Raw genomic sequence first — 25,124 nt, 5'->3', positions numbered from 1 at the left:
CGCGTTCCCGCGAGTAGTACCCACGGAGGATGTTCAGTGACAGTGAAACCGAGACTCGGCCTACGCCGGCGGGTGGTGTTGCCGGCGCTCGCGGCCGGAGCCGCCGCGACAGTCGCGGCGAGCCTACTGCTCTTCAGCTCGACTGCCGCCAGCGCGCAGGAAGCGCCGGTGAACCTCGGGACGGCGGCGAACTTCTCCGTCCTGGCCGGGGCCGAGCCCACCAACACCGGCGCCAGCTTCCTGGCGCAGAGCCTCGGGCGGTTCCCAGGAAACACCGCGGCCGGCTTCGAAACGGCGACCATCGGCGGCGAGATCCACCTCGGCGACGCGGTCGCTCTCCAGGCCCAGAGCGACCTGACCATCGCCTTCAACGACGCCGCCGGTCGAACCCCGTTCACCAACCTGCCCGCGGAACTCGGCGGCAACACGCTCAACGAAGGGGTCTACCGGATCGGGGCAGCCCAGCTCACCGGACCGTTGACCCTCAACGGGCAGGGCGACCCGTCGGCCGTGTTCATCTTCCAGGTCGACTCCTCATTGACGACGGCGTCGAACAGCAGCGTCGTGTTGATCAACGGCGCTTCGGCCTGCAACGTGTTCTGGAAGATCGGCAGCTCGGCGACGATCGGCACGGGGACGACCTTCGTCGGCACCATCATGGCGCAGGCGGCGATCACGATGGCCACGGGCGCGACCCTCCAGGGCCGCGCGCTGGCACGAACCGAGGCGGTCACTCTCGACACCAACGTCATCAGCGCACCGGTGTGTGCGGGACCGACCGGTCCGCCCGGACCAACTGGCCCCGCCGGCCCGTCCGGCCCGCCCGGCAGCCCAGGAGCACCCGGTAGCCCCGGAGCACCCGGCTCTCCTGGCGCGCCCGGCAGCCCCGGCGCACCCGGTAGCCCAGGAGCACCCGGCAGTCCCGGTGCACCGGGAGCGCCTGGCAGCCCTGGAGCACCTGGAGCACCCGGCAGCCCTGGGGCACCCGGCAGCCCTGGAGCACCCGGCAGCCCTGGAGCGCCTGGCAGCCCCGGAGCGCCGGGCAGCCCTGGTGGCAAGCGCCCCATCCTGCCGGTGACCGGCGGCAGTGTGGTCCCGGCCATGACGGGCGTTGGAAGTGTGATGGTCGTGCTGGGCGCGTTCGCGTTCTTCCTCGCGCGGCGTCGACGTCAGGAGTCCTGATCGGTGGTCCGGCCGGTGAACTGCCGGCCGGACCACTCCAGGCACTCTCCATTCTGCGCTGACGCCGGCGGTGCAGCCCAGCCGGCAGCCATCCATGGTTGATCTTGACGGGCATCCTGCGATGAATCATCGTGATCAGATGACGTCGCGGGTGTGGCTGCACAGGGACAAGGACTTCCGCCCGGGCGTGGAACTCTTCCGGAGCGACCGGCACTTCTCACTGTGGTCGTACTCGGCGACCCACGGGCAATTGCTCTTGCGGGCGGATCAGCTGCCCGGAGTCGAGGGCCGACTGCCCACGACCATCGAGGTGCTGTTCAGCCCAGTCGAGGCGATGCGGATGCAGAGCGACTACCGAGGTCTCGTCCTCCGCTGCGCCACCGAGGACGAGGCCGCGCGGGTCGCGCGGGACACCTCCCACCACAGCCCCGAAAACGCGCGCGTGCTCATCCTTGAGAGCGAAGGTGTGACCGGGTACGTGGTGACTCTCGGCGTCGGGTGGAGCGAGGGCGCGCTGTCGTACCTGGAGCCGTCACTCTTCAACACCTTCAGCCGATACGACCCCATCTGGCCGAGCAAGCCGCTCTCCGGCGTCGGCGGCGAGCTCGACATCGCCTCGCCGCAGGAGGTCGCCAAGGCGTTCCTGGCCGGACTCCCCGAGGGCGTACGCAGGCCGCGACGGCACACCGTGCACCTGCTCACCGCGAGCATCGAGGAGGACGGCCGCCGAAGCCGCCACAACGTCGGTGTCTTCCTCACGGAGGCGGACGCCGAGGAGGCCAAGCGGTTGGTCGAGGCACACACAGCGACCTGCTGGGTCGAACCTCTCCCGGTGGTTTTCTAGGGTCCGCCGACGGTCTGTGGCTGGCTGTCGTTGGTCGAGGGCCGGCGGGGCTTCAGTTCCGGGGCAGTTCGGCCAGCCAGTCGTCCAGTTCCGCCGGGGAGCGCAGCAACACCACGGGCGGCACGGAAGCGTCGCTCCGCCAGGCCCGCATCCGCCGTCGCGTCCGACCGAACGCGGTGGCGTGCCACAGCAGGATCGAGTCCCCGGACAGCACACTGCCCAACGACTCACGGTTGCCGTTGCAGATCTCCTCACCCGTCACCACCCGGCGTACGGTGCGCCGCAGCAGCTGCCAGAACGAGCGCCACCGTGGATAGTCCAGGCCGACCACCAGGTCGGCACGGGCCAGCGGAACGTCCCGCCAGCCGTGGTAGGCCCCGTCGATGATCCAGCGGTCCCGTCGGCAGACCTCCTCGATCCGGCCGCGCTGCTGGGCGACGGGCACCTCGACCCAGCCCGGCTGCCAGACCAGGTCGTCCACCGGATACCAGGGCAGCCCGAGGTGGTCGGCCAACCGCGCCGCGAGGGTGGACTTGCCGGAGCCGTACACGCCGTAGATCAGGATGCGACGCGGTGCGCTCATCGCGGCAGCGTACGACGCGAAGGAAAATCGTTTGTCGTACCCGGTGCGCTCGGCGAGAGTGGCGTCCATGACGTACTGACGGACTCCCTCCCCGCTCCGCCCCCGGTGACGCCTCCCGGCGGTGTGACGTCGTCCGTTTCCACCTTCTCAGCGAGAAGTGAGTACCTTTTGTCTGAGCACCACCCCCCTCGAATTTCCACGCCCTCCCCCACCTGCGCCTCGGTCACGGTGTTCGCGTCGGCCGCGAGTTGGATCGAGTCCGCTGCGCTCGCGCAGTGTCAGCAGGTGGCCGCCCTCGACGGCATGGTCCACGTTGCCGCGATGCCGGACCTGCACCCGGGCAAGGGCGCCCCCATCGGTGCGGCCATGGCGTCGACGGTGCTGTACCCGTTCCTGGTCGGATCGGACATCGGCTGCGGCATCGCCGTGTTCCCCATCAAGCTCAAGCGGGCCGTACCGGAGCGGCTGGCCTCCCGGTTCCCCGACCTCGACCGCGCCCTGGACCCGGAGCGGGACGCCGACGACCCGGCCTGGACCGTCGTTCAGGGCGACGTCCCGGCCGGTCACCTCGACGGCCTGGGGACCGTCGGCCGAGGCAACCACTTCGTCGAGCTGGCCCGTGTCGGCGCCGTCCTCGACCCGGGTCACGCGAGTCGGCTCGGGCTCGACGCCGGCGATCTCGTGCTGGTCGTACACAGTGGTTCGCGCGGTCTGGGCGAGCGGATCCTGCGGGCGCACACGGAGGCCCACGGCGCCGGTGCCGCCCCAGACCCCGCCGCCTACCTGGCGCGGCACGACGACGCTGTGCGCTGGGGTTCGCTCAACCGCCGGGTGCTGGCGGCCCGGGTCGCGTACGCGTTGGGGGCCGAGCCCACCGACCCGATCGTCGACCAGTGCCACAACCTGGTCGAGATCCGCGACGGGGTGTACCTGCATCGCAAGGGTGCGGCGCCGGGTGACGGCCGCGACGTCCTCGTCGCCGGGACGCGGGGGACGGCGTCCTACCTGGTGGCCGCCCACGCAGGGCCGGAGGCCAACCACTCCGTGGCGCACGGCGCCGGCCGCAAGATGTCACGCGCCGACGCGCTGCGCCGGGGCCGCGCCAAGCACACGGTCGAGGAGCTGCGCCGCACACCGGTGGGCTCGCTGGTGGTGTGCGGCGACCGTCAACTGCTCTTCGAGGAGGCGCCCACCGCCTACAAGCGCATCGAGCAGGTGATCGCCGACCTCGTCGAGCACCAGCTCGCCACGCCGGTGGTCACCACGATTCCCCTGGTCACCTACAAGACGCCCGACCTCGCTTCCACGGCGCGGTCCGACCGGCGGGGCCACCGCGGCAGGCGAGGCGGGTCGTGAGCACGCTCCTGCTGCTGTCCGCCGGACGCGGGCCGCGGGAATGCGCCTGGGCGCTGACCCAGCTCCTGCACCGCCTCAACGCCGACGGCAGCCGGCGAGGTCTCACCATCCGGCAGGTCAAGGCCGTGCCCGGTGACCGGGCCGGCACCTACCGGTCGGTGCTCATCGAGATCTCCGGCGCCGACGCGGAGACGTTCGCCGGGTCGTGGACCGGGACACTCTGCTGGCAGGCCCCCAGCCCCTACCGGACAAGCGTCGGTCGGAAGAACTGGTACGTCACCGCTCAGACGCCCCGCCTCGACGCCGCGCCGACGACGTTCTCGGAGGCCGATGTCGACATCGTCGCCTGTCGCACCGGCGGGCCCGGCGGTCAGCACCGCAACAAGGCCAGCACGGCGGTGCGGGCGACGCACCGTCCGTCGGGCATCGTCGTGGTGGTGGACGAGGAGCGGCAATTCAGCCTCAACCGGCGGATCGCCCTGCAACTGGTGCGGCAACGCATCGAGCAGGGCGACGAGACAGCGCGGCGTGCCGTCACGACCGCGCGGTGGCGCATCCACGACGAACTGGTACGCGGCGACCCCGTGCGGGTGGAACGTCCGGAGCCGCAGCGTCCGGGCCGCCGAGGCTGACGCGCCGGGTCAGACCTCCAGCACCGCGCCCGCGAATGCCTGCGGGGCCTCCTGCGGCAGGTTGTGCCCGACACCGCCGCCGATGGTCCGGTGCTCGTAGCGCCCGGAGAACTGCTTGCCGTAGACGCTGGGCTCCAGGTGCGGTGCGCCGTTGGCATCCCCCTCCAGGGAGATGCTGGGCACGGTGATCTTCGGCTTCGCGGCCAGGCGTTTCTCCACCTCGTCGTACTGCGGCTCGCCGGCAGCGAGGGCCAGTCGCCACCGGTAGTTGTGGATGACGATGTCGACGTGGTCGGGGTTGTCGAGCGCCGCAGCGCTGCGGTCGAACGTCGCGTCGTCGAACATCCACTGGGGGGATGCGGTGTGCCAGATCAGCCTGGCGAAGTCGCGCCGGTTCCTGTCGTAGCCTTCCCTGCCGCGCTCGGTGGCGAAGTAGTACTGGTACCACCAGGCCAGTTCCACCTTCGGCGGCAGCGGCACCTTGCCCGATTCCTGGCCGTCGATCAGGTAGCCGCTCACCGAGACCAGACCCCGGCAGCGCTCGGGCCACAGCGCGGCCACCACGTCCGCCGTACGCGCACCCCAGTCGAACCCGGCCAGCTTCGCGGTGTCGATGTGCAGGGCGTCCATGAGGGCGATGAGGTCGAGCCCCATGGCCGCCGGTTCGCCGTTGCGCATGGTGTCGTCGGAGAGGAAGCGGGTGGTGCCGTAGCCGCGCAGGTACGGGACGACGACCCGGTGGCCGGCGTTGGTGAGCAGCGGTACGACGTCGACGAAGCTGTGGATGTCGTACGGCCAGCCGTGCAGGAGGATCACCGCGGGCGCGTCCGGCGGCCCGGCGTCCACGTAGCCCACGTTCAGGACCCCGGCGTCGACCTGTTTCACCTCGGCGAACGACCCCGCACCGGCCACCGCGATCGACCTCTCCCCGCGTCCCGAACTGCTCCGACCTGCTGGCCCTGCCGAATGTAGGGGCCGGTGACGGGCCTGATGGCGCTTTGCGGCAAGGACCGCTGCACGGACGCCGAGCTGGGTATGATGCCGGCCCGAAGTCAGCCGGACGCCTGCCACGAACGCGGGACGCGAACCGGACGACGGTGGAGGTCGTGGGGCCGTCGGGGGATGACCGTAGGGTGAGTGCATGGCTGAGCGACCTCTGACCCTGATGGCGGTGCACGCCCACCCCGACGACGAGGCGACGAGCACCGGTGGCGTGCTGGCCCGCTACGCCGCGGAGGGCATCACGACGGTGCTGGTGACCTGCACCGACGGGCGGTGCGGCGACGGCCCCGGCGGGGTCAAGCCGGGCGACCCGGGGCACGACCCGGCCGCTGTCGTGGCGATGCGCCAGGCCGAGTTGGAGGCCAGCTGCGCGGTGCTGAAGGTGAGCCGCCTGGAGACCCTCGGTTACGCCGACTCGGGGATGATGGGCTGGCCGACCAACGACCAGCCCGGCGCGTTCTGGACGACGCCGGTCGCGGAGGCCGCGGGTCGGCTCGCGGAGCTGATCCGGCAGCACCAGCCGGACGTCATCGTCACGTACGACGAGAACGGTTTCTACGGCCACCCGGACCACATCCAGGCGCACCGGATCACCATGGCCGCCGTCGAGATGACCGACAGCCCGGCGAAGGTCTACTGGACCACCGTGCCGCGTACGGCGTTCGAGCAGTTCGGCCGGATCATGCAGGAGCTCGGCGTGGAGTGGTCCGAGCCGGACCCGGCGGCGGAGCCGATGCCGCAGCTCGGTCTGCCCGACGACGAGATCAGCACCTGGGTCGACACGAGCAGCTACGGCGGGCAGAAGTTCGACGCGCTGGCCACCCATGCCAGTCAGACCGAGAACATCTTCTTCCTGCAACTGGGCCGCGAGCGGTTCACCGAGCTGATGGGTGTCGAGACGTTCGTGCGGGTCCGGGACCGGACCGGCGCGCCCATCCCCGAGGACGACCTCTTCGCCGGTCTGCGCTGACCGCGCGGGTCTGCTCCCGTAACGCCACCAGGCATCGTCGGCCACCCGGTCGACGGTGCCTCGTTGCGTGGCAACAGCACGCTCACCGGCCTCCGAAAGTTTCGCCGACACACCAGGCGATCCCCCGCAGGTCATATGACGAATTTCCGGAAGTTTTCAGCGTTGACGCCCGGACATAGACGGCCTTAACGTTTCGAGCAGGTTTCCGGTCACCGACCGGAACTACCGGCCCCTCGCCCGGACCAGGGCGCTCGATTCCGAACCCCGCTCCCCACCCGCCCACACCGGACCCGCACCTTCTTGATCGACACTTGTCGATCAAGGGTCTGGAAAGGAAGGCACATGAAGCTGAGACAGTGGACGACCGTCGCCGTGGTCGCCGTCGCGACCGTCGCGGCGTTGAACACGGTGCCGGCCACCGCGAGCCGGCCCTACGACCCCACGGCGCAGAGCCTCGGCGCCCTCGGTCTGCGCCACGGCCTCCACGTCGGCACCGCGGTCAACATGGATGCCCTCAACGACGCCGGTGACCCGCAGTATCGCGCGCTGGCCTCCTCCGAGTTCACCTCGGTCACCGCCGAGAACGTGATGAAGTGGGAGGTCCTGGAGCCCACCCGCGGCACCTACAACTGGGCGGCGGCCGACCAACTGGTCGAGTTCGCCAAGCGCAACCGGCAGAGCGTGCGCGGCCACGTGCTGGTCTGGCACAACCAACTGCCCGCCTGGCTGACCGCCGGTGTCGCCGACGGCTCCATCAGCAAGCAGGAGCTGCGCGAGATTCTGCGCAAGCACATCACCACCGTCGTCAACCGTTACAAGGGCAAGATCTGGCAGTGGGACGTGGTCAACGAGGCGGTCAGCGACCCGTGGGACACCCCGTCGACCCTGCACTACAAGGGCTTCTGGGCGCAGAACCTCGGGCCCGGCTACATCGCCGACTCGTTCCGCTGGGCGCGGGCCGCCGACCCGAAGGCCCTGCTGTTCTACAACGACTACAACATCGAGGCGTTCGGCTCCGGCAACCCGGCGGACGACAAGACCCAGTTCGTCTACGACATGACCAAGGGGCTGCGCGCACAGGGTGTCCCGATCGACGGCGTCGGCTCCCAGGGCCACCTGGGCACGCAGTACGGCAACTTCGACACCCTTCAGGTGACCGCCGCGCTGAAGAAGTTCAGCGGGCTCGGCGTCGCCACCGCGTTCACCGAGGTCGACGTCCGCAGTCAGATGACGGCAGGTGTCCAGGCCGGCAACTCGGAGGAGATCAACCCTCGGCTCCAGGCGTCGGCCGCCAACTTCAGCGTGCTGATGAAGGCGTGCCTCGCGGTGCGCAGCTGCCTGTCGTACACGGTCTGGGGTTTCAGCGACAGGTACTCCTGGGTGCCGGACTGGTTCGACGACCCGCCGGAGGGCCTGGCCACCATCTACGACGAGAACTACCAACCCAAGCGGGCGTACCAGGAACTGAAGTCGGACCTGATCCTCGCTGGACCGCCGTACGTCCTGCCGCGCAGCACGCCCAGGCCCCGCCGCTGACCCGCGGGCCCGGCTGATCCGACGGCACGTATGCCGGCGTAGGGCCGTGTGGGGCGCGGCGGAGCCCCACACGGCCCGTACGTCACCACGGACGTCGAGGTTCGACTCACGTTCGGACGTACCGGGCGGCCATCCGGACGCCATCGGAGGACTGGTGCCGGTTCTACCGGCTTATTGATGGTGTTGGTGTCACTATGGCAGGCGTGGGAACTGCGAAAACTGCCATGCCTGCGATCTCGCCGCTCACCGGCGACCCGATCAAGCGGGCCGATGCCGAGCGGCTTGCGGGGGTGCTGAAGGCCTTCGCCGATCCGGCGCGACTCCGGCTGCTCAGCCTGATCCAGTCCGCCCCGGAGGGTGAAGCGTCCGTCAGCGACCTCACCGCGGCGCTCAACCTCTCCCAGCCGACAGTGAGTCATCACCTGCGGATCCTCACCGAGGCTGGCCTACTCGAGCGGGACAAGCGCGGGGTCTGGGCGTACTACCGCCTGGTGCCCGCCGCGATCGCGCAGATCGCCGATCTGCTGACGCCGCCTCGAAAGCGGGCCACGAAGAAGGCCCGCTGACCCGGCGGCTGCCCCGTCACATCCGCTCCAGGGTGCGGATGCCGAGCAGGTGCAGCCCCTGCCGCAGGGTCCGGGCCGTCAGCTCGGCCAGCAGCAGCCGACTCTCCCGCAGCTCGTCCGGCGCGCGCAACACCGGGCAGCGCTCGTAGAACGCGTTGAACGCGGTCGCGAGCCGATGCAGGTAACCGGCGAGCTGGTGGAAGTCGAGGCTCCGCTCCACCTCGGTGACCACCGCGCCGAAGCCGAGCAACTCGACAGTCAGCGCCCGCTCCGCCGGCTGCGCGAGCACGATGGGGGCGTCCCTCCGCGCCTCCGTGCCGGCACGCCGGAACACCGACCGGATACGGGCGTACGCGTACTGGAGGTAGGGCGCGGTGTTGCCGTCCAGGGAGAGCATCCGCTCCCAGTCCAGCACGTAGTCCTTCCTCCGATCGGTGGACAGGTCGGCGTACTTGACGGCGCCGATACCGACGGCCCGCCCGATCTCGGCGGCGGCCTCGGCGTCCAGCTCCGGGTTCCTGCTCCGGGCCAGGTCGGTGGCGCGGGCGACCGCTTCCTCCAGCAGCCCGACCAGCTTCACCGACTCGCCGGTCCGGCTGCGCAGCATCCGCCCGTCGGCGCCGAGGATCGACCCGAAGCCCAGATGCTCGGCCCGGACCGGCGGGCACAGCCAACCGGCCGCCTGGGCGACGGCGAACACCATCGCGAAGTGCTGCCGCTGCGGTAACCCGACCACGTACAACAACCGGGTCGCTCCCAACTCACCGGTGCGCTGCCGCAGCGCGGCCAGGTCGGTGGCCGGATAGCCGTACCCACCGTCGCTCTTACGCACGATCAGCGGCAACGCTTCGCCGTCCCGCCCGGTGAACCCGGGTGGGAAGACGCAGTCGGCCCCGCCGCTGGAAACCAGCAGCCCCAACCGGTCCAGGTCGTCGACGACGCCCCGAAGCAGGTCGTTGTAGGCGCTCTCGCCCCGAAAATCGTCCTCGGACAACGTCACGTCGAGCAGGTCGTACACGGTCAGGAAGTACCGCTCGGACTGCTCCACCAGCAGCCGCCACAACCGCAGCGTCCGCTCGTCGCCGCCCTGCAACGCGACCACCCGCAGCCGCGACCGTTCCCGGAACGCCTCGTCGGCGTCGAACTTCACCCGTGCCGCCCGGTAGAAGCCGTCCAGGTCACCCATCGACAACTCGTGCGCCGCTTCGGCTTCACCGAGGTCGGCGAGGTGCGCGATCAGCATCCCGAACGGTGTCCCCCAGTCACCCAGGTGGTTGACCCGCACCACCCGGTGCCCGAGCCAGTCCAGCAGCCGCACCGCCGCGTCGCCGATGACGGTCGAGCGCAGATGCCCGACGTGCATCTCCTTCGCCACGTTCGGCGCCGAATAGTCGACCACCACGGTCTGCGGTGCTGCCGCCAGCGGCACGCCGAGCCGGGCGTCGGCTGCCAGCCCGGCGACCAGGTCGGCCAGTGCCCGGTCGGCGATGGTGAGGTTGAGGAAACCCGGCCCGGAAACCTCCGCCGACACGCAGACGTCGTCGAGCACCGCGTGCTCCAGCACCGCGGCGGCGATGTCGCGCGGTGGGCGGCCGAGCCGCCGGGCCAGCGCCAGCGGCGCGTCGGACTGGAAGTCCGCGCGCGGAGACCGCCGCACGAGCGGGTCGACAGGGGCGCCGGCCACCGCCGCGAACGCCGGTGCCAGCCGGTCGGACAACAACTTTTCAAGATCCATGAGTACGCCGATCTCACTCGTACCCGCGCCGTCACGCGAGTCGTTGAAGGGGGAGATGCGGGCGGACCGAGGACGACCAGCGGATGACCGGCGGCTCGATCCGCCGGTCGCAGGAAACAGGTCAGCGGGGGCGGGCGACGGATCGCCGGCGTCGCCGCGCACCGACCAGGACGTCACACGACGGTCCGGTGCGGTGGGCGCTCACGCTGGTCATGCGGGGCAGCCTAACGGCCCGACCGCAGTGGCGGCACCCCGTTTCCCGAGGCCCGGTCCGGCCTCCGCCCACTGTCGTTTCGGACGACTCGTCGCAGGGAACTGCGTCGGAACAGACAAGGGGTGACCATGAGCCGACACGTGACACTGCCGACCTCCCGTACGCGAAGTCTGCTTGTGCTGGTCCCGCTGCTCGGCAGCATCGCACTCGCGAGTGCCTGCACCACGGCTGAGGACTCGCCCGACGCGACCCCGTCGAGCGCGGCGCCGACGACCGCGGGGGCGGCAACGAACCCGAGCGACCCGCCATCGTCGAGCGCGAGCGCTCCGGCGACCATCCCGACGTCAGCCTTCGTCGAGCTGCCCACCGAGCTGCGGAAGTCCCCCCGACGGACGACGCCCGTCGAGGAGGCCCTGCCGAAGCTGTGCGCCAACGAGTTCGGCACCGGAGGTCGACAGGTCACCGCCAGCGCCGCGATGACCGTCACCTACAAGAAGGCCGGCGAACCAGAGACCAACGTGCCGCAGGGGATGATCCACCAGACCATCTTCACCTTCGAGGGCGACGGCGCCTCGGCGTACATGGCGCGCCTGCGTACCGCCGTGCAGGCGTGCCCCTCCTACGACCACTTCGGGAGCCCCGGCACCGTGAAGAGCCGGGCCCTGTCCGGCGTCGGCGACGAGGCGCTGCTGCTGGACCGGACGTGGGCCGGGACGAACCTGAACGGAGACCGCACCGGCGGCAGCTCGTCCAGCCAGATCGCCGTGGCGCGCGTCGACACCACGGTGACGGTCTTCGACGACCAGGGGTGGGAGGGCACCAACGGCGACCCCGCCATGGTGGACCGGGTCCTCCGCGACGGCGTACGCACCATCGACGCCTGGCAGCGGTAGATCAGGCGTTCCTGCTGGCGACAGCCGATCAAGTCAACGGTTGAAGGCGACGTAGAGCCCCAAACCGAAGTTCACGACCAGGATGATTGCGCCGAGGACGGCGAACCAGCGCTGCCATGCCGTCCACCGGACCGTCCGCTGGGATGTGACGATGTCCGCCTCCTCGACCCGGGCCGCGGCGATCCTCTCCCGCTCAGTGTCGTCCCGGCGATCCGAGGTAACGGTGGCGCGGAACGCGGCGGCATTGGCACGTAACTCCTCGGTGAGGGCATGCAGCGCCCGCGTCATCGAGTCGATCGAACCGTTGATCTGCCGCAGGTGTTCATCGTGCCCCTGCAGACGCTGCTCGATGCGTCCCGCGCCGAGACCGCGGTTGTAGGCAGCCGTGTTCTCGGTGTCCTCCGGGCCCGTCACGATGGTCTCACCGGTCGCAGTGGTGGGGCGCTGAACTCGAACACTGACGTGACCATTGCGTCACCCCGATCGGTGGATGCTTCAGTCGTACCACTCACAGACCACGAAAGCCACTGCTCGGATCTGACAAAACCGCAGGTCAAGACCGCTTTTGGCCAGCCGGCGCTGATCACGGGAGACAACTGCGGCGGTACGCCGGGCGGTGTGCGTACATCCCCTGGGGTAGGCCCATCGACATCGTCGGCATGACGACTCACGCGCACTTCGGTTCATACGCTGCGGCGGTAACCGTCGTGGGACCGAAGGGAAACGTGATGTCGATCCGTCGCCTGCTCACCGCCGCCGTTGCCGGCGCTACCGGGGCAGTCGCCCTGGCCGCGCCGGCAGCCGCGCACGCCTCCGTCCAGCCGACCGCCGCCATGACTATGAGCTCCGGGCGACTCGGCGCCAGCGTGGGCGTACTGCTGGGGTTGGTCGGTGCGGTCATCGGTGGGCTGGCCCTGGCCCGCCCCGCCGGTCGCCTCGGCACCGGCTCCGGGCTGCTCGGCGCCGTCCTGGCCCTGGCGGCGGGCCTGCTCGGTCTGGCGCTCGGAGGGTTGGTGGTGGCCACCTCCGACAGCGGCATCGGCACCGGCAACGGGCGGGGCGGGGCGTTCGTGGCCGTGGCGGTCGGCCTGGTCGGCGTGCTCCTCGGTGGGCTGGCGCTGGCCCGCGCCCGCCGCACCGGCCGGCTGGCCGCCTGAGAGTGGCTCAGGATCGGGTGAGCCAGCCGGGAACGGTCAGACCCGACTCATAGGCGAGGATCACCAGCTGGGCTCTGTCCCGCACCTGCGCCTTGGTCATGATCCGGCTGACATGCGTCTTGGCGGTGGCCGGGCTCAGCACCAGTCGCGCGGCGATCTCGTCGTTGGACAGGCCCGCGGCGACCAGTGTCAGCACCTCACGCTCCCGCTCGGTGAGCACGCTCAGTCGCGGCCCCGGGTCCGGATGCCGGACCCGGGCCGCGAACTCGGCGATCAGTCGACGGGTGATCGCCGGCGCGATCAGCGCGTCACCGCGGGCGACCACCCGCACCGCGTGGATCAGCTCCGCCGGCTCGGTGTCCTTGACCAGGAAGCCGCTCGCGCCGGCTCGCAACGCCCCGTAGACGTACTCGTCCAGGTCGAACGTGGTCAGGATGATGACGCGGGCATCGGTGCGCGCGACGATCTGCCCCGTGGCGGCGAGGCCGTCCAGCACGGGCATCCGGATGTCGATGAGGACGACGTCCGGCCGCAGCCGCACGGCGAGCCGCACCGCCTCCGCCCCGTCGGCGGCCTCACCGACCACCTCGATGCCATCCTCACCGTCCAGGATGGAGCGGAAGCCGGCGCGGACCAGGGTCTGGTCGTCGACGAGCAGCAGCCGGATCACGCCCGCTCCCCCACCGGCGTCGGGTCGGGCCGCAGCGGCAGGCGGGCGCGGACCCGAAAGCCGCCGTCCGGCCGCGTGCCCGTGGTCAGCGACCCGCCCAGCGCCCGGGCCCGTTCGCGCATGCCGAGGATCCCACTGCCGGGCGTGCCTGGTGCGCCGGTGCCGTCGTCCTCCACTTCCACCAGCACGTCGTCGCGGTCGGGTCGGACGCGGACCACCGCGTTGGTGGCGCCTGCGTGCCGGGCCACGTTGGTGAGTGCCTCCTGGACGATCCGGTAGACCGCCAGGTCGACCTCCGGCGGCAGCGCCGGGATCTCCGCGAACTCGGTGCGGATCTCCAGCTCGGAACGCCCCGCCGTGGTGATCAGGTCGTCAAGGCGGTTGAGGCCCGGCGCGGGCACGATCGGCGCCTCACTCTCCTGCCGCAGCACGCCCAGCGTCGCCCGCAACTCACGCAGTGTCTCCTTGCTGGTCTCCTTGATCGCGGTGAGCGCCTGCTCGGACCGGGCGGGGTCCGGTCGGTGCAACGCGGCACTGGCCTGCACGTTGATCAGCGAGAGATGGTGGCCGAGCACGTCGTGCAGCTCGCGGGCGATGCGCAACCGCTCCTCGGTGGCCCGTCGCCGGGACTCCTCCTCCAGCCTCTGCTCGGCGGCAACCGCCCGGGCCTGCGCCTCGGCGAGGTAGGCCCGGCGGTTTCGGGTCACCCCGACGATGACCGCGACGAGCCAACCGGCGTGCAGCAGCGTCGCACCGTTCCTGGTATCCGGGGAACGGTTGCCGCTGTCGGCGACGGCGAAGGCGATCACCGAGGCGAGGCCGAGCCCGATGGCGGCCCGGAGATGGCCCTCGTCGACAACGGTGTAGAGCGCCACGACGAACACCAACATGATCGGGCCGGTCTTGTGCAACAACGCCCCGTACGCGCCGACGGCGACCAACGCCACCACGCCCACCGGCACCGGGTGGCGGCGGCGGACGTACAGCGCACCGGAGGAGGCCAGCACCGCCAGCAGCGCCGCCGACTCGGCTGCGGTGTCGATGCCGCGCGACTGCACCACCAGGCCGACGAGGGCCACCAGCCCGACGCCGAGCACCAGGCCCGCGTCCGCCGCCCGGCCACGCCACCGCGACCCTGACATGGTCCGAAGCCTAACCTCCGGCGCACAGGCGGGAGTACGCCCGAACCGTCGAACGTGGCCGGCGCTCGTGCCCCCTTTCCCCGCGTCGTTGTTCAGTGGGAGGTCGCGGTGCCCTGGTGCGGAAGCTGGGGCTCCCTGGTCAGGTTGGCGTCGTAGCCAGCGGCCTGGAGGGCGAACAGTTCGGCGTACCGACCGCCGGTGGCGACCAGCTCGTCGTGGGTGCCGGCCTCGACCAGCCGGCCGTGGTGCAGGACGAAGATCCGGTCGGCGTGGCGGACGTTCGCGAGCCGGTGCGTGATGAGGATCGTGGTGGCCCGGCCACGACGGTCGCGGATGGCCTGGAACAGCGCGTCCTCGGCTCGGGGGTCGAGAGCGGAGGACGGCTCGTCCATGATCAGCAGTTCGGCGTCGCGCAGGAACCCGCGGGCCGCGGTGATGCGCTGCCACTGACCGCCGGACAGATCCTGACCTCTCGCGAAGGTACGGTCGAGCAGCGTCTCGTACCCGTGCGGAAGCTCGTTGATCATGTCGTGGGCGACCGCGCGGGCGGCGGCGGCCTCGATGAGGTCCTGCCGGGCCTCGGTGTCGACGTCGCCGATGGCGATGTTCGTCGCCGCGGTGAACGGCCACTTGTGGTATTCCTGCGTCACCACAGCGATTCGGGCCCGCAGCCCGGCGACGTTCCACTCCGACAACTGTCGGCCGTTCCATTCGATGCTGCCCTCGGAGGGGGCCCGGAGGCCGGCGATCATCGCGGCGAGGGTCGTCTTGCCCGAGCCGTTCTCCCCGACGAACGCGACCGTCTGGCCTGCGGTGATCGTCAAGGTGACGTCGTCCACGGCGGGGGTGTCCCGGTCCGGGTAGCGCAGGCTCACCCTGCTGACGGTCAACTCCCGCAACCGTTCCGGACCGGCGGCGGCGGGTCGTGTCGCGTCCGGCAGGTAGGCGTCGGCGCGGGTCATGAAGCCGGTGTAGTCGCCGAAATGCTGGCCCTCGGTGTAGACGTGGTCCACCTGAAAGGTGGCGATGGCCAGGGACCGCTGCGCGGACTGCACCGCGATGACGCAGGTCGCGGCGGCGGCGAGCGGGATCTGCCCGTCCAGGAGCAGCAGGCCGAGCAGTGCGTAGACGGTGCCCGTGGCGAGACCGCCGATCATCGCCCCGATCGTGGTGGTCGTGGTGACCCGACGGGCCAGGGCGAGTTGGATGTCGGTCTCCACCTGCATCACCCGGTCGTACTGATCGAGCAGGAACCCGCGCAGCCCGTACGAGCGCAGTTCCGGGGCGGAGGCCCGTTCGGCCATCAGCTTGTGCAGCAGCCACAGTCGACGTCTGCGCACGGATCCGGCGGTGTACGTCTGGTAGCGCAGGTGCCCGGCCCGCAACGACGCCCACGCGTTGGGCACCGTGGCCACCAACAGTGCCAGCAGCAGCAGTGGGTGGATGATGACGACGGCGGCCGCCACGGCGAGCAGCCCGGCCAGCCCGGCGAGCAGGTTCATCGACGCCTGCACCAGCCCGATCGTCGACTCGGTGCCCCGGGAGGCGCGCTCCATGTCGTCGGCGAACGCGTCGGCGTCGAACGCCTCCAGGCGTACCGCGGTGGACACCTCGAACAGACCCCGTTCCACCTCGCGGCTCACCCGCGGCGTCAAACCGTTCTGCGCGTACCCCGTGGCGATGCCCATCCCCGCCCGCAGGGCGACCGCCGCGGCCAGCACGGCCAGGGCGGGCATCGCCGCCCGCACCTTGTCCGCGGTCGGCCCGCCGGCGAACAACTCCACCAGCACCCGCTGCGTGGCCAACAGGCCGAAGGCGGCCATCACCCCCGCGCCGACCGTCGCCGCGGCCACCACGCCGGTACGCAGTCGGTCGGCGCGCCAGCTGATGCCCAGGGCTGTCCGTACGAGCCTGGGCAGCTCGGCGAAGACGGCGAAGACACCGGCCTCGGCTCGGGCCCGCACCCCCGTCTCCCACCACATCTCCCGCAGCTCCGGCAACACCGACTCGGTGCGCCCGGGGCCGGGGCGACCTGACCGGGTGCGGTGGGGCTCTGCGGCGGCGGTCTCGATCATGGTCGTACCTCCCGGGGCGGCGCAGCCGTCGCCGTCTCAGCCAGGACAGGCGGATTGGCGGGTTCCTTGAGGATTGGACCACTCGGAGATAGCCGCTAGCAATTGCCTGATCACTCGCAGTCATGAGTGAAGGGATGGTTGACGGAAGGCCGCGCCGCTCCATTCCGTCGGACGCTCGTGCCATGATCGCGCTCACTTCACAGCAAGGAGCATGACGGCATGGCCACGGCGATCGTTCGGGACGAGACAGCGACGGGAAAAGCCATCGACCACTGGCCGTTGACCGGGCTGCCGGAGCGCATCTCCGCTCGGGAGCTGGTCCGGCTGCGGGTCCGTGAGGAGGTCGCCCGGTTCAACGCCCAACAACCTCGGCACTTCCGAGGTCTGGTGCAGCCGACTGACACCGAGGCCACGTTGAACGGTTACCGGGTCACCCCGGGCAGGCGGCTCGACTGGGAGCAACAGGCGGATGCCGCCTGTGCCGCCTTTGCCCGCAACGGTTTCCTGCTGCTGGTCGGGCACCGCCAGATCGAGGACCTCGACGAGGAGATCGACCTGCTCGCCGACCCGGATGTGGCGTTCGTGCGACTCGTTCAGCTGGTGGGTGGCTGACGTGGAGGACTGGGCAGCGCTCCTTCCCACACTGACCGACGTGGACCGACGTCGCGTGGAAAGTGATCTCAACGAGGCCGACGCTCGGATCAGGGCGGTTCTGCACGTCGCCAGCACGTACCACTGGGGGTCCTCGATCACCAGCGTTCCGGAATGGAGCGCGGTCGAGTCGTGGCCGGTCGAGGCACGCCGCAGCGCCGCACTGGCCATGCACCTGGAGGCGACGACCAGTTCGACTCCCACCGCGCTCAACGACGTGGTGCGCGCTCTGGCCGACGGCGCCCTGCCCTGGACGCGGGCGGATCTGGTGTGGTGCCTGGAGGTCGTCGCGCGGGGAGAGTCCTATGACAACGGGGCTCACCTGGAGTTGCCAGCCGTGATCGCCGCAGCCCTGCCGCCGACCGAGCTGGGCGACCTGGTGCCGGCCCTCGACGCCCTCGTCAGCGAACTGGTCGGCGACCATTTCGTCGCGGTGGAGCCTCGACGACGCGCTGTCCTGCTGATCGGCCAGGGCCTCGATCGCGCCACCGGTCGACGCGTGCCGTCCTGGCTGCTCCACGACGGAGACGGGTTCGGGCCATCAGCCCGCGCTGAGCTCGGTGCCGTCCTCGCCGCGCCGGGCGTACCGGAGCTGCTCGCGCACTGCGCCTCGCTGGCGAAGCCGGCAGCGCCCACGAAATGGCAGCGCCGCGTCGGCGAGCTCCTCGACACCACACCGGTTGGCGCCACGGCCGTGCGATCGATCCTCGAAGCGTTCGCCTCCTACAACCGGCCCCTGCACGACGACACCGACCGCCTGCTCCGCGGGCTGGTCTGGGCACTGTCACGCCAGCCGGACGAGCGGGCAACGGACCTGTTGGCGCGGGTCACGGCCGCCGCGGCGGCAGCGCCACGACAGGCGTCCGGCTATCCCCATGCCCAGAAGACGGCAGTGGCGGCCATTGCGCTGCTCGCGGCACGGGGCGGCGAGGCACCGGTACGCACGCTGGCGAGGCTGGCGGTCACGGTCCGGAACAAGGCGGTGCAGAGCCGAATCCAGGCCGCGCTGGCCCACCTCGGGGCGCTGCGCGGGTGGTCGCTCAGCGAGGTGCTGGAACTCGCCGTCGACGACCACGGGCTCGGTCCCGACGGGCGACTGTGCACGCGGATCGGGCCGTACGAGGCGGCGGTCGAGGTGACCGGGGAGAAGGCGCGCCTGACCTTCGCTCGTGACGCCGTCGCGCTCAAGGGCGTTCCGGCTCCGGTCAAGCAGGCGTACGGCGACGAGCTCAAGGAGCTGCGTGACCTCGCCAAACGCGTCGGTGCGACCCTCACCGCCGAGCGCCAGCGGGTGGAGGGGCTGCTGTCCGAGGAGCGCACCTGGTCACACTCGGACTGGTCGTCCCGATTCCTCGAACACCCGATCACGGCGGCCTACGGGCCTCGGTTGGTGTGGGAGACCAGCACCGACGGCCACCGGTGGACGGCGGGTCTGCCCCGACGCGACAGCGACGGGTGGACGATCGCCGACCGGGAGGGCCTGGCCATTCCCGGCGACCGGGTCAGACTCTGGCATCCCGCCCGGGCGACGACAGACGAGGTCCTCGCCTGGCGTGAGCACGTCATCGCCACCGGTCTGGCGCAGCCGTTCAAGCAGGCCTTCCGGGAGGTCTATCTGCTCACGCCCGCCGAGGAGCGGACGCACACCTATTCCAACCGGTTTGCCGCCCACATCCTGCGTTACCGGCAGGCGAACGCTCTCATGCGCGCCCGGGGTTGGCAGGCGGGATACCTCGGCACCTGGGACGGCGGCTACGAGACCGAAGCCACCAAGCCCTTCGGCGGTGGTGCGTGGCGGGTGTCGTTCCACCACCAACTGGTCGACAACGCGGATGAACGCCGCTACGACGTCGAGTACTGCTCCACCGACCAGGTTCGTTTCGCCCGACGCGACGGCGCGACGTGGCAACCGACGCCGGTCGTCGACGTGCCACCGTTGGTGTTCAGCGAGTCCATGCGCGACGTGGACCTGTTCGTCGGCGTCACCTCGATCGCCAGCGACCCGCAGTGGGCCGACCGCGGCGAGGACCGCTTCCACGCCTACTGGCACAGCACGGCCATCGCGGAGTTGACCCCGTCCGCGCAGGTACGCCGAGACGCGCTGGCCCGGCTGCTGCCACGCACGACCATCGCCGACCGGGTGAGCCTCTCCGAGCGGCACCTGCACGTCCGCGGCACCATCCGCGCGTATCGGATCCACCTCGGGTCCGGCAACATCCTGATGGAGCCCGACGACGCGTACCTGTGCATCGTCGCGGCGCGCGACCGCACCGGCCGGCTGCACCTGCCGTTCGACGACGACCCGATGCTGTCGACGATCCTGTCCAAGGCGTTCATGCTGGCCGCCGACGACACGATCAGCGACGCCACGGTGCTCGCACAGCTCGCCAGATGAGAGATCAGCCCTTGCCCACGACGTCGAGGCGCGCTCGCAGCGCCGCGGCGATCTCGCCCGCCGCGACGATCTGATCCGGTGTGAGGGCGTCCACGAAGAGTTCACGGATGGCGCGCAGGTGCGGAAAGGTGGCCCCGGCGAACGCGTCGGCTCCGACCTTGGTGAGCAGCACCTCGGCTCCCCGGGGCACGGTGGCGCACTCCTGGCGCCGGATCAGGCCCCGTCGCTCCATCCGCCCCAGGTGGTGGGAGAGGCGGCTCCGCTCCCAGCCGATGTGTGACGCGAGTTCGGAGGACCGCATCGCCTGGCCCTGCGCCTCGCTGAGAGCGAGCAGCACGGCGTAGTCCCCCGTCGACAACGCAGAGTCGCCCTGCAGGCGGGACTCCAGGCGCGAACTCAGCGCTGCCGTCGTCTCGATGAAGTCCCGCCAGATGCGTAGCTCCTCGGCGGTCGGGAGCTGGCGTCCTCCCCGCCGGCCGGGTGTGGTGTCCGTCATGTCATTCTCCCGGGAATTGACGTGTCAATCGCCAAGTTAGCATGATTGACACGTCAACCGGCAGGAGGAGACGATGGCAGCAACAGGCTTCGAGCTGGGGCTCAACTCGTTCGGGGAGGTGGCCACCGACGGCGGCCGCGTCCTGAGCGACGCCGAGACCGTCCGGCTCCTCGTCAACGAGGCGCGACTCGCCGAGTCGGTCGGGCTCGACGTGTTCAGCGTCGGCGAGCACTACCGGGAAGGCCACAACGACTCGGCGACACCCGTCCTGCTCGCGGCGGCCGCGACGGCCACCGAGAGGATTCGCCTCGGCACCTCGGTCACGGTGCTCAGCACGAACGACCCGGTACGCCTGTACCACGAGTTCGCGACCCTCGACGCGGTGTCCAACGGGCGCGCCCAGATGGTTCTCGGACGCGCGTCGGCCACCGAGTCGTTCCCGCTGTTCGGCTACGACCTGACCGACTACGAGCGGTTGTTCGAGGAGAAGCTGGACCTCTTCCTGCGGCTCCAACGGGACGAACCGGTCACCTGGTCCGGCACCGTGCGAAGTGCTCTGGTCGAGCAGCGCCTGCACCCACGGATGCAGCCGGGCGGCATCCCGACGTGGATCGGCGTCGGAGGAAGCCCGAACTCGGTGATCCGCGCCGCCCGGCACGGACTCCCACTGATGCTCGCGATCATCGGCGGGCGACCCCAGCGGTTCGCCGGCCACGTCGAGCTCTACACCAAGGCGCTGGAACAGTTCGGGCATACCCCGCAGCCAATCGGGCAGCACTCTCTCGGCCTTGTCGCAGACACCGACGAGGAGGCGGTGGAGACGTGGTGGCGATACTGGCAGCCGGTGGTGGCCGCGCTGGCCGAGGAACGCGGCTTCTACAAACCCGACCGCGCGCGCTACGAGGCCGAAATCGACCACGGGGCGCTCTTCGTCGGGTCACCCGAGACGGTGGCGCAGAAGATCGCCACGGTCGCCCGCGACCTGCGACTGAGCCGCTTCGACCTGAAGTACGACATCATGCACCTGCCCCGCGAGGCACGCGCGCGCACCATCGAACTGCTGGGCAGTGAGGTCGCGCCGCGGGTCCGGGAGCTGCTGGCGAAGGAGCCCACCCATGTCTGATCTGTTGTTCGGCCTCGACACGTTCGGCGACGTACCGGAGGACGACTCCGGCAAGCTCGTCTCCCACGCCGCCGCGATCCGGCAGGTCGTCGACGAGGCGGTGCTCGCCGACCAGCTCGGCGTCGACGTCATCGCCCTGGGCGAGCACCACCGGCCGGAGTACTCGGTGTCGACGCCGGAGACGGTGCTGGCCGGTATCGCCACCCGTACGTCGCGGATCCGGCTGGCCTCCGGCGTGACGGTGCTGAGCTCCGACGACCCGGTCCGGGTGTTCCAGCGCTTCGCCACCGTCGACGCGCTGTCCCACGGCCGGGCCGAGGTGATCCTCGGTCGCGGGTCGTTCACGGAGTCGTTCCCCCTCTTCGGCTACGACCTGCGCGACTACGACACGCTGTTCGAGGAGAAGATCGAGCTGTTCGTGAAGTTGCTGGACGAGAAGCCGGTCACCTGGAGCGGCACCCTGCGTGCGCCCCTGGAGAACGCCGACGTCTTCCCCAAGACGGAGTCGGGTCACCTGAGCACCTGGGTCGGCGTCGGTGGCTCGCCGCAGTCGGTCGTCCGCACCGCCAAGTACGGCCTTCCGCTCATGCTCGCCATCATCGGTGGCGCGCCCGAGCGCTTCGCGCCCTACATCGACCTGTACCGCCGGGCGGCCGATCAACTCGGCACGACGGCGCACCCGGTCGGAATGCACTCGCCGGGCTTCATCGCCGACACCGACGAGGAGGCCAAGGAGGTGTACTGGCCGCACTACCGCGTGATGCGCAACCGCATCGGCGCGCTGCGGGGCTGGCCACCGATCCGCCGCCAGGAGTTCGACTCCGAGGTGGAGAACGGCTCGCTCTACATCGGCTCCCCGGAGACCGTGGCCCGCCGGATGGCCCGCGCGATCCGCAGCCTCGGCGTCGGCCGGTTCGACCTCATCTACTCGGCCGGGGCGCAACCGGTGAGTGCCCGGATGCGCGCCGTGGAACTGTACGGATCCAAGGTGATCCCCATGGTCCGCGACATCCTGGCGAGCTGACCATCGCACGCACTTCGTACCGGAAGGACGACATGTTCGACAACGACCGGAGCCGGCCGGTAACCCTCGGCATCCTCGGGGCCGGCAAGGTGGGCACTGTGCTCGCCCGTCTCGCCGTCGCCGCCGGCTACCGGGTGCTGGTCGCCGGCTCCGGCGACCCCGCGAAGATCGCCCTCACCGTCGAGGTGCTCGCGCCGGGGGCGGTAGCCACCACCGCGGGTGACGCGGCAGCGGACGCCGACATCGTCATCCTCGCCCTCCCGCTGGGCAAGTACCGCAGCGTTCCCGTCGACGCACTGCGCGGCAAGCTCGTCGTCGATGCCATGAACTACTGGTGGGAGATCGACGGTATCCGCGCGGACCTCACCGATCCGCACACGTCGTCGAGCGAGATCGTCCAGGCCTTCCTGTCCGACTCGCGCGTCGTCAAGGCCTTCAACCACATGGGCTACCACGATCTTGAGGATGAGGCGCGGCCGGCGGGGACGACCGGCCGCAAGGCCATCGCGGTCGCCGGCGACGACACCACCGCCGTCACGGCGGTCGCCTCCCTTGTGGACGCGCTCGGCTTCGATCCGGTCGTCGCGGGCCCCCTGGCCGAGGGGGTACGGCTCGAACCGGGCAGCGAGATGTTCGGCGCGAACGTCAGCGCCGACGAGGTACGCGCCATGCTCGACCGTTTTCCCGAGTCGGAGCGCGGACGGACCATCGCGGCAGCCCGAGAGGCGTCGTAGTCGACAGTGGCCTCGCCCGTCAGACATCGCGCCCTGGGGCGTACCGGACGTCGGTCGACGCCTGACCGGCGACCAGCGGTCACCGGCCCTCAGCGCTGGTCGCGCGCGAAGGCCGCCCGTGGTTCGAGGCCCTGACCCGCCGCGTACTCCGCGTCGAAGGCGGCGCGGCCGAGCGCCTCGATCGCGGCGGTACGCATCGTGGCGAGGTCGGCCGCGTCGTCCGGGTCCGGCACCTGGCCCAGGGCCGTGAACGCGGCGTCCGCGACACCGATCATCAGCGCCGCCCGCGCGTGATCGCCCTCGGCCGTCGCGAGCGCGGCGCCCGCGACGCAGACGTACGGCACGAAGTCTGCCCAGCCGTTGGCGAACACCCGCTCGCGGTTCTCGGCGAACAGTGCCCTCGCCGTTTCGAGATTGCCCAGCCCCAGCTCACAGAACGCGAGGTTGTGGAACTCGGAGTTGACCATCATCGGCCGGCCCAGCGACTCGTTGAGCGCGATGCTCTCCCGGTACAGGTCCCGAGCCCGCAGCAGATCGCCGGACATGCGCGCCACGCCGGCCAGCACGTGCCTCGGCCGTTCCTCCAGGCTGCGGTCGCCGGAGCGCAGCGCCACCTCCAGAGCTTCCCGGGCCCGCGCTTCGCCGCCCGCCAGGTCGCCGCCGCGGATCGCCACCCGGGCCAGGCTGTAGCGGGCCTCCACCTCACCCGCCGGGTCACCGGCCGCCTGGGCCCGCTCGATCTCGGCCTCACTCATCCGCACCACAGCGTCGGTTTCACCACGCCGAAAGGCCGAACGCACGCTCTCACTGAAGGTCACGAAGCCTCTCCCCCACCCATGTGTCCGAATCACCGCCCGGACGCCCTGACGGTGCCTGCCGCCCCGCCGTCCCGAGCTCGTGTCCGTCCGAGCGGCGAAACCGATCAGGAATCGAGAAGCCCGACGGGCACGACCCGGCCTAGCCTTTTCCCAGGTCACCGGCAGCGCGCCTGACCTGACCAACGAGAGGGAGCCTAGATATGTCCGCGAAGACCTCCACGACCACCTCCGACGGCTTCAGCGCCGACGAGCGGGCCGCGATGAAGGAGCGCGCCGCCGAGCTGCGCGCCGAGGGCAAGAAGGGCGCCAAGAAGGCCGACGGGCTGCAGGCGATCCTCGACCGGATCGCGCAGATGGAGCCGGACGATCGCGCGCTCGCCGAGCGCGTGCACGTGACGGTGACCGCGGCCGCCCCGGAGCTGACGCCCAAGACCTGGTATGGGATGCCCGCCTACGCGAACGCGGACGGCAAGATCGTCGTCTTCTTCCAGGACTCCGGCAAGTTCAACTACCGGTACTCGACGGTGGGCTTCCAGGACGCGGCCAACCTCGACGACGGAGACCTGTGGCCGGTGGCGTACGCGTTGCAGAAGTGGAGCCCCGCGGTGGAGAAGAAGGTCACCGAGCTGGTGAAGGCTGCGGTCTCCTGACCTACGCCCCGCTGCGTCCGCCCCTCGGCACGGACGGCGTCCGGCCCTCGCTGACCGGACGGCGGTGACGTGGACGATGATCAGGGGCCGGAGGCTGAGGGAGGCAGGCAGTGCGAACGATGTGGCACAGGCCGACAGCGGTGGGACGGGTCGCCCGGTGACGGGCCGGGCCGGTGAGGTGTTCGACACCACTCGGGCGGTGTCCGACATCGAGACGTTGCTCGCCGCGGATCTGCCCACCAGCGGCGCGACGGTCAGCGAGGGTGACCCGGCCACCGGGGAGTGGACCGGCACCCGGGGCGCGGGTTTTCGGATCATCCCGCTGTGGGAGAGCGAAGCCCTCACGGGCGTGTACGGCGCCGAATGGAACCAGGCCGAGGATGCCGCCGAGGCGAACCTGGCTCTCGTCGTCCGGGAGTCGGACCATCGGTGGGGCCCGCACCGCAAGGTCTCCATGCGCGTGCCGCTGTTTCGGCACCAGGCCCGCGCACCCCTGCCGGCACTGTTCCAGGCGCTGGGCGACCTGGACTGCTTCGGCGACCTGACGGTCTGGGGGCCCACGGCGACCGGAGGCCGATGGATCGCGGTCTCGGTCAACCAGTGTGACGGCGACGCCCCAATGATCATGACTGCGGTCGTCAGTCATGCCCCGATCACCGAACCGGCGGAGTGACCG

General features: G+C 70.6%; 25 protein-coding genes. 16 read left to right on the top strand and 9 right to left on the bottom strand.

What is annotated here, in order from left to right:
- Positions 1-36: 36 nt before the first annotated feature.
- Together KBX34_RS20540 and KBX34_RS20535 are read left to right on the top strand one after the other, a co-directional pair.
- Positions 37-1,182: an ice-binding family protein gene (locus tag KBX34_RS20540; RefSeq protein ID WP_210926352.1), complete on the top strand. Its 1,146-nt coding sequence runs from the start codon at positions 37-39 to the stop codon at positions 1,180-1,182.
- A gap of 139 nt (positions 1,183-1,321) precedes the next feature.
- Entirely contained in the window at positions 1,322-2,026 is a 705-nt protein-coding gene (locus tag KBX34_RS20535) for a hypothetical protein (RefSeq protein WP_210926350.1), read from the top strand.
- Between the two features lie 52 nt (positions 2,027-2,078).
- Here the strand turns inward: KBX34_RS20535 and KBX34_RS20530 are convergent, their stop codons facing one another.
- Positions 2,079-2,678, bottom strand: a complete 600-nt coding sequence (locus tag KBX34_RS20530; RefSeq protein WP_307871449.1) for an adenylate kinase — start codon at positions 2,676-2,678, stop codon at positions 2,079-2,081.
- Positions 2,679-2,777: 99 nt separating this feature from the next.
- Between KBX34_RS20530 and KBX34_RS20525 the strand changes: the two genes are divergently transcribed.
- Positions 2,778-3,965, top strand: a complete 1,188-nt coding sequence (locus tag KBX34_RS20525; protein ID WP_210926348.1) for an RNA ligase RtcB family protein — start codon at positions 2,778-2,780, stop codon at positions 3,963-3,965.
- Positions 3,962-4,597, top strand: a complete 636-nt coding sequence (gene prfH / locus KBX34_RS20520) for a peptide chain release factor H (RefSeq protein ID WP_210926346.1) — start codon at positions 3,962-3,964, stop codon at positions 4,595-4,597. The genes KBX34_RS20525 and prfH overlap by 4 nt, the downstream gene beginning before the upstream one ends.
- A 9-nt stretch (positions 4,598-4,606) precedes the next feature.
- On the opposite strand, the gene KBX34_RS20515 is transcribed toward prfH, so the two are convergent.
- Positions 4,607-5,509, bottom strand: a complete 903-nt coding sequence (locus tag KBX34_RS20515) for an alpha/beta hydrolase (protein WP_307871448.1) — start codon at positions 5,507-5,509, stop codon at positions 4,607-4,609.
- Positions 5,510-5,738: 229 nt separating this feature from the next.
- Here KBX34_RS20515 and KBX34_RS20510 point away from each other — a divergent pair, with 229 nt between their 5' ends.
- The 3 genes from KBX34_RS20510 to KBX34_RS20500 all read left to right on the top strand — a co-directional run bounded on the left by KBX34_RS20510 (position 5,739) and on the right by KBX34_RS20500 (position 8,671).
- Positions 5,739-6,569: a PIG-L family deacetylase gene (locus KBX34_RS20510; protein WP_210793433.1), complete on the top strand. Its 831-nt coding sequence runs from the start codon at positions 5,739-5,741 to the stop codon at positions 6,567-6,569.
- 342 nt (positions 6,570-6,911) lie between these two features.
- Complete coding sequence (locus KBX34_RS20505; RefSeq protein WP_210793432.1) at positions 6,912-8,105, top strand: endo-1,4-beta-xylanase; 1,194 nt, start codon at positions 6,912-6,914, stop codon at positions 8,103-8,105.
- 224 nt (positions 8,106-8,329) lie between these two features.
- Positions 8,330-8,671, top strand: coding sequence for a helix-turn-helix transcriptional regulator (locus KBX34_RS20500; protein ID WP_088947102.1), 342 nt, complete (start codon positions 8,330-8,332; stop codon positions 8,669-8,671).
- Positions 8,672-8,687: 16 nt separating this feature from the next.
- On the opposite strand, the gene argS is transcribed toward KBX34_RS20500, so the two are convergent.
- Positions 8,688-10,406, bottom strand: a complete 1,719-nt coding sequence (gene argS / locus KBX34_RS20495) for an arginine--tRNA ligase (protein WP_210793431.1) — start codon at positions 10,404-10,406, stop codon at positions 8,688-8,690.
- A gap of 342 nt (positions 10,407-10,748) precedes the next feature.
- On the opposite strand from argS, the gene KBX34_RS20490 reads away from it, so the two are divergent.
- The gene (locus tag KBX34_RS20490; RefSeq protein ID WP_210793430.1) at positions 10,749-11,513 is read left to right on the top strand and encodes a hypothetical protein; all 765 of its coding nucleotides are present in this window, start codon (positions 10,749-10,751) and stop codon (positions 11,511-11,513) included.
- Positions 11,514-11,546: 33 nt separating this feature from the next.
- Here KBX34_RS20490 and KBX34_RS20485 read toward each other — a convergent pair whose 3' ends face one another.
- Positions 11,547-11,927, bottom strand: coding sequence for a hypothetical protein (locus KBX34_RS20485; protein WP_210793429.1), 381 nt, complete (start codon positions 11,925-11,927; stop codon positions 11,547-11,549).
- A gap of 314 nt (positions 11,928-12,241) precedes the next feature.
- Between KBX34_RS20485 and KBX34_RS20480 the strand changes: the two genes are divergently transcribed.
- Complete coding sequence (locus tag KBX34_RS20480) at positions 12,242-12,670, top strand: DUF6223 family protein (RefSeq protein ID WP_247672030.1); 429 nt, start codon at positions 12,242-12,244, stop codon at positions 12,668-12,670.
- Between the two features lie 7 nt (positions 12,671-12,677).
- On the opposite strand, the gene KBX34_RS20475 is transcribed toward KBX34_RS20480, so the two are convergent.
- From KBX34_RS20475 to KBX34_RS20465, 3 genes are all read right to left on the bottom strand, one after another.
- On the bottom strand, positions 12,678-13,340 hold the full coding sequence (locus KBX34_RS20475) for a response regulator transcription factor (protein WP_088947097.1): 663 nt from the start codon (positions 13,338-13,340) through the stop codon (positions 12,678-12,680).
- Positions 13,337-14,482 carry a sensor histidine kinase gene (locus KBX34_RS20470; protein ID WP_210793428.1) on the bottom strand — a complete coding sequence of 382 codons (1,146 nt, stop codon included), beginning with the start codon at positions 14,480-14,482 and terminating at the stop codon, positions 13,337-13,339. Before KBX34_RS20470 ends, KBX34_RS20475 begins: the two co-directional genes overlap by 4 nt.
- Before the next feature lie 92 nt (positions 14,483-14,574).
- Entirely contained in the window at positions 14,575-16,464 is a 1,890-nt protein-coding gene (locus KBX34_RS20465; protein ID WP_210793460.1) for an ABC transporter ATP-binding protein, read from the bottom strand.
- A gap of 312 nt (positions 16,465-16,776) precedes the next feature.
- Here KBX34_RS20465 and KBX34_RS20460 point away from each other — a divergent pair, with 312 nt between their 5' ends.
- On the top strand, positions 16,777-17,169 hold the full coding sequence (locus tag KBX34_RS20460; RefSeq protein ID WP_210793427.1) for a hypothetical protein: 393 nt from the start codon (positions 16,777-16,779) through the stop codon (positions 17,167-17,169).
- A gap of 40 nt (positions 17,170-17,209) precedes the next feature.
- Positions 17,210-19,603 carry a DUF4132 domain-containing protein gene (locus tag KBX34_RS20455; RefSeq protein ID WP_210793426.1) on the top strand — a complete coding sequence of 798 codons (2,394 nt, stop codon included), beginning with the start codon at positions 17,210-17,212 and terminating at the stop codon, positions 19,601-19,603.
- A gap of 4 nt (positions 19,604-19,607) precedes the next feature.
- Here the strand turns inward: KBX34_RS20455 and KBX34_RS20450 are convergent, their stop codons facing one another.
- Complete coding sequence (locus tag KBX34_RS20450; protein WP_210793425.1) at positions 19,608-20,099, bottom strand: MarR family winged helix-turn-helix transcriptional regulator; 492 nt, start codon at positions 20,097-20,099, stop codon at positions 19,608-19,610.
- A gap of 73 nt (positions 20,100-20,172) precedes the next feature.
- On the opposite strand from KBX34_RS20450, the gene KBX34_RS20445 reads away from it, so the two are divergent.
- Genes KBX34_RS20445 through KBX34_RS20435 form a run of 3 tightly spaced genes read left to right on the top strand, consistent with a single transcriptional unit; the run spans position 20,173 to position 22,980 of the window.
- Entirely contained in the window at positions 20,173-21,222 is a 1,050-nt protein-coding gene (locus KBX34_RS20445) for an LLM class flavin-dependent oxidoreductase (protein ID WP_210793424.1), read from the top strand.
- The gene (locus tag KBX34_RS20440) at positions 21,215-22,246 is read left to right on the top strand and encodes an LLM class flavin-dependent oxidoreductase (RefSeq protein ID WP_210793423.1); all 1,032 of its coding nucleotides are present in this window, start codon (positions 21,215-21,217) and stop codon (positions 22,244-22,246) included. Before KBX34_RS20445 ends, KBX34_RS20440 begins: the two co-directional genes overlap by 8 nt.
- A 32-nt stretch (positions 22,247-22,278) precedes the next feature.
- Complete coding sequence (locus KBX34_RS20435) at positions 22,279-22,980, top strand: NADPH-dependent F420 reductase (RefSeq protein ID WP_210793422.1); 702 nt, start codon at positions 22,279-22,281, stop codon at positions 22,978-22,980.
- A gap of 89 nt (positions 22,981-23,069) precedes the next feature.
- Here KBX34_RS20435 and KBX34_RS20430 read toward each other — a convergent pair whose 3' ends face one another.
- Complete coding sequence (locus KBX34_RS20430; protein ID WP_247672029.1) at positions 23,070-23,735, bottom strand: tetratricopeptide repeat protein; 666 nt, start codon at positions 23,733-23,735, stop codon at positions 23,070-23,072.
- A 263-nt stretch (positions 23,736-23,998) separates the two neighbouring features.
- Here KBX34_RS20430 and KBX34_RS20425 point away from each other — a divergent pair, with 263 nt between their 5' ends.
- Together KBX34_RS20425 and KBX34_RS20420 are read left to right on the top strand one after the other, a co-directional pair.
- A complete protein-coding gene (locus KBX34_RS20425; protein ID WP_210793421.1) occupies positions 23,999-24,448 on the top strand; it encodes an iron chaperone in 450 nt (149 codons plus the stop codon).
- A gap of 157 nt (positions 24,449-24,605) precedes the next feature.
- Entirely contained in the window at positions 24,606-25,121 is a 516-nt protein-coding gene (locus KBX34_RS20420) for a hypothetical protein (protein WP_210926342.1), read from the top strand.
- Positions 25,122-25,124 lie beyond the last annotated feature (3 nt).

This window comes from Micromonospora sp. M61, assembly GCF_018070245.1.
Classification (GTDB): Bacteria; Actinomycetota; Actinomycetes; order Mycobacteriales; family Micromonosporaceae; genus Micromonospora; species Micromonospora zamorensis.
This window is presented reverse-complemented; position numbering and strand designations above follow the sequence as displayed.

Coding starts and splice junctions, on each gene's coding strand:
- KBX34_RS20535 (WP_210926350.1), top strand. CDS start 1,322: ATGACGTCGCGGGTGTGGCTGCACAGGGACAAGGACTTCCGCCCGGGC.
- KBX34_RS20530 (WP_307871449.1), bottom strand. CDS start 2,678: ATGGACGCCACTCTCGCCGAGCGCACCGGGTACGACAAACGATTTTCC.
- KBX34_RS20510 (WP_210793433.1), top strand. CDS start 5,739: ATGGCTGAGCGACCTCTGACCCTGATGGCGGTGCACGCCCACCCCGAC.
- KBX34_RS20505 (WP_210793432.1), top strand. CDS start 6,912: ATGAAGCTGAGACAGTGGACGACCGTCGCCGTGGTCGCCGTCGCGACC.
- KBX34_RS20500 (WP_088947102.1), top strand. CDS start 8,330: ATGCCTGCGATCTCGCCGCTCACCGGCGACCCGATCAAGCGGGCCGAT.
- argS (WP_210793431.1), bottom strand. CDS start 10,406: ATGGATCTTGAAAAGTTGTTGTCCGACCGGCTGGCACCGGCGTTCGCG.
- KBX34_RS20490 (WP_210793430.1), top strand. CDS start 10,749: ATGAGCCGACACGTGACACTGCCGACCTCCCGTACGCGAAGTCTGCTT.
- KBX34_RS20480 (WP_247672030.1), top strand. CDS start 12,242: ATGTCGATCCGTCGCCTGCTCACCGCCGCCGTTGCCGGCGCTACCGGG.
- KBX34_RS20470 (WP_210793428.1), bottom strand. CDS start 14,482: ATGTCAGGGTCGCGGTGGCGTGGCCGGGCGGCGGACGCGGGCCTGGTG.
- KBX34_RS20465 (WP_210793460.1), bottom strand. CDS start 16,464: ATGTGGTGGGAGACGGGGGTGCGGGCCCGAGCCGAGGCCGGTGTCTTC.
- KBX34_RS20460 (WP_210793427.1), top strand. CDS start 16,777: ATGGCCACGGCGATCGTTCGGGACGAGACAGCGACGGGAAAAGCCATC.
- KBX34_RS20450 (WP_210793425.1), bottom strand. CDS start 20,099: ATGACGGACACCACACCCGGCCGGCGGGGAGGACGCCAGCTCCCGACC.
- KBX34_RS20445 (WP_210793424.1), top strand. CDS start 20,173: ATGGCAGCAACAGGCTTCGAGCTGGGGCTCAACTCGTTCGGGGAGGTG.
- KBX34_RS20440 (WP_210793423.1), top strand. CDS start 21,215: ATGTCTGATCTGTTGTTCGGCCTCGACACGTTCGGCGACGTACCGGAG.
- KBX34_RS20435 (WP_210793422.1), top strand. CDS start 22,279: ATGTTCGACAACGACCGGAGCCGGCCGGTAACCCTCGGCATCCTCGGG.
- KBX34_RS20430 (WP_247672029.1), bottom strand. CDS start 23,735: ATGAGTGAGGCCGAGATCGAGCGGGCCCAGGCGGCCGGTGACCCGGCG.
- KBX34_RS20425 (WP_210793421.1), top strand. CDS start 23,999: ATGTCCGCGAAGACCTCCACGACCACCTCCGACGGCTTCAGCGCCGAC.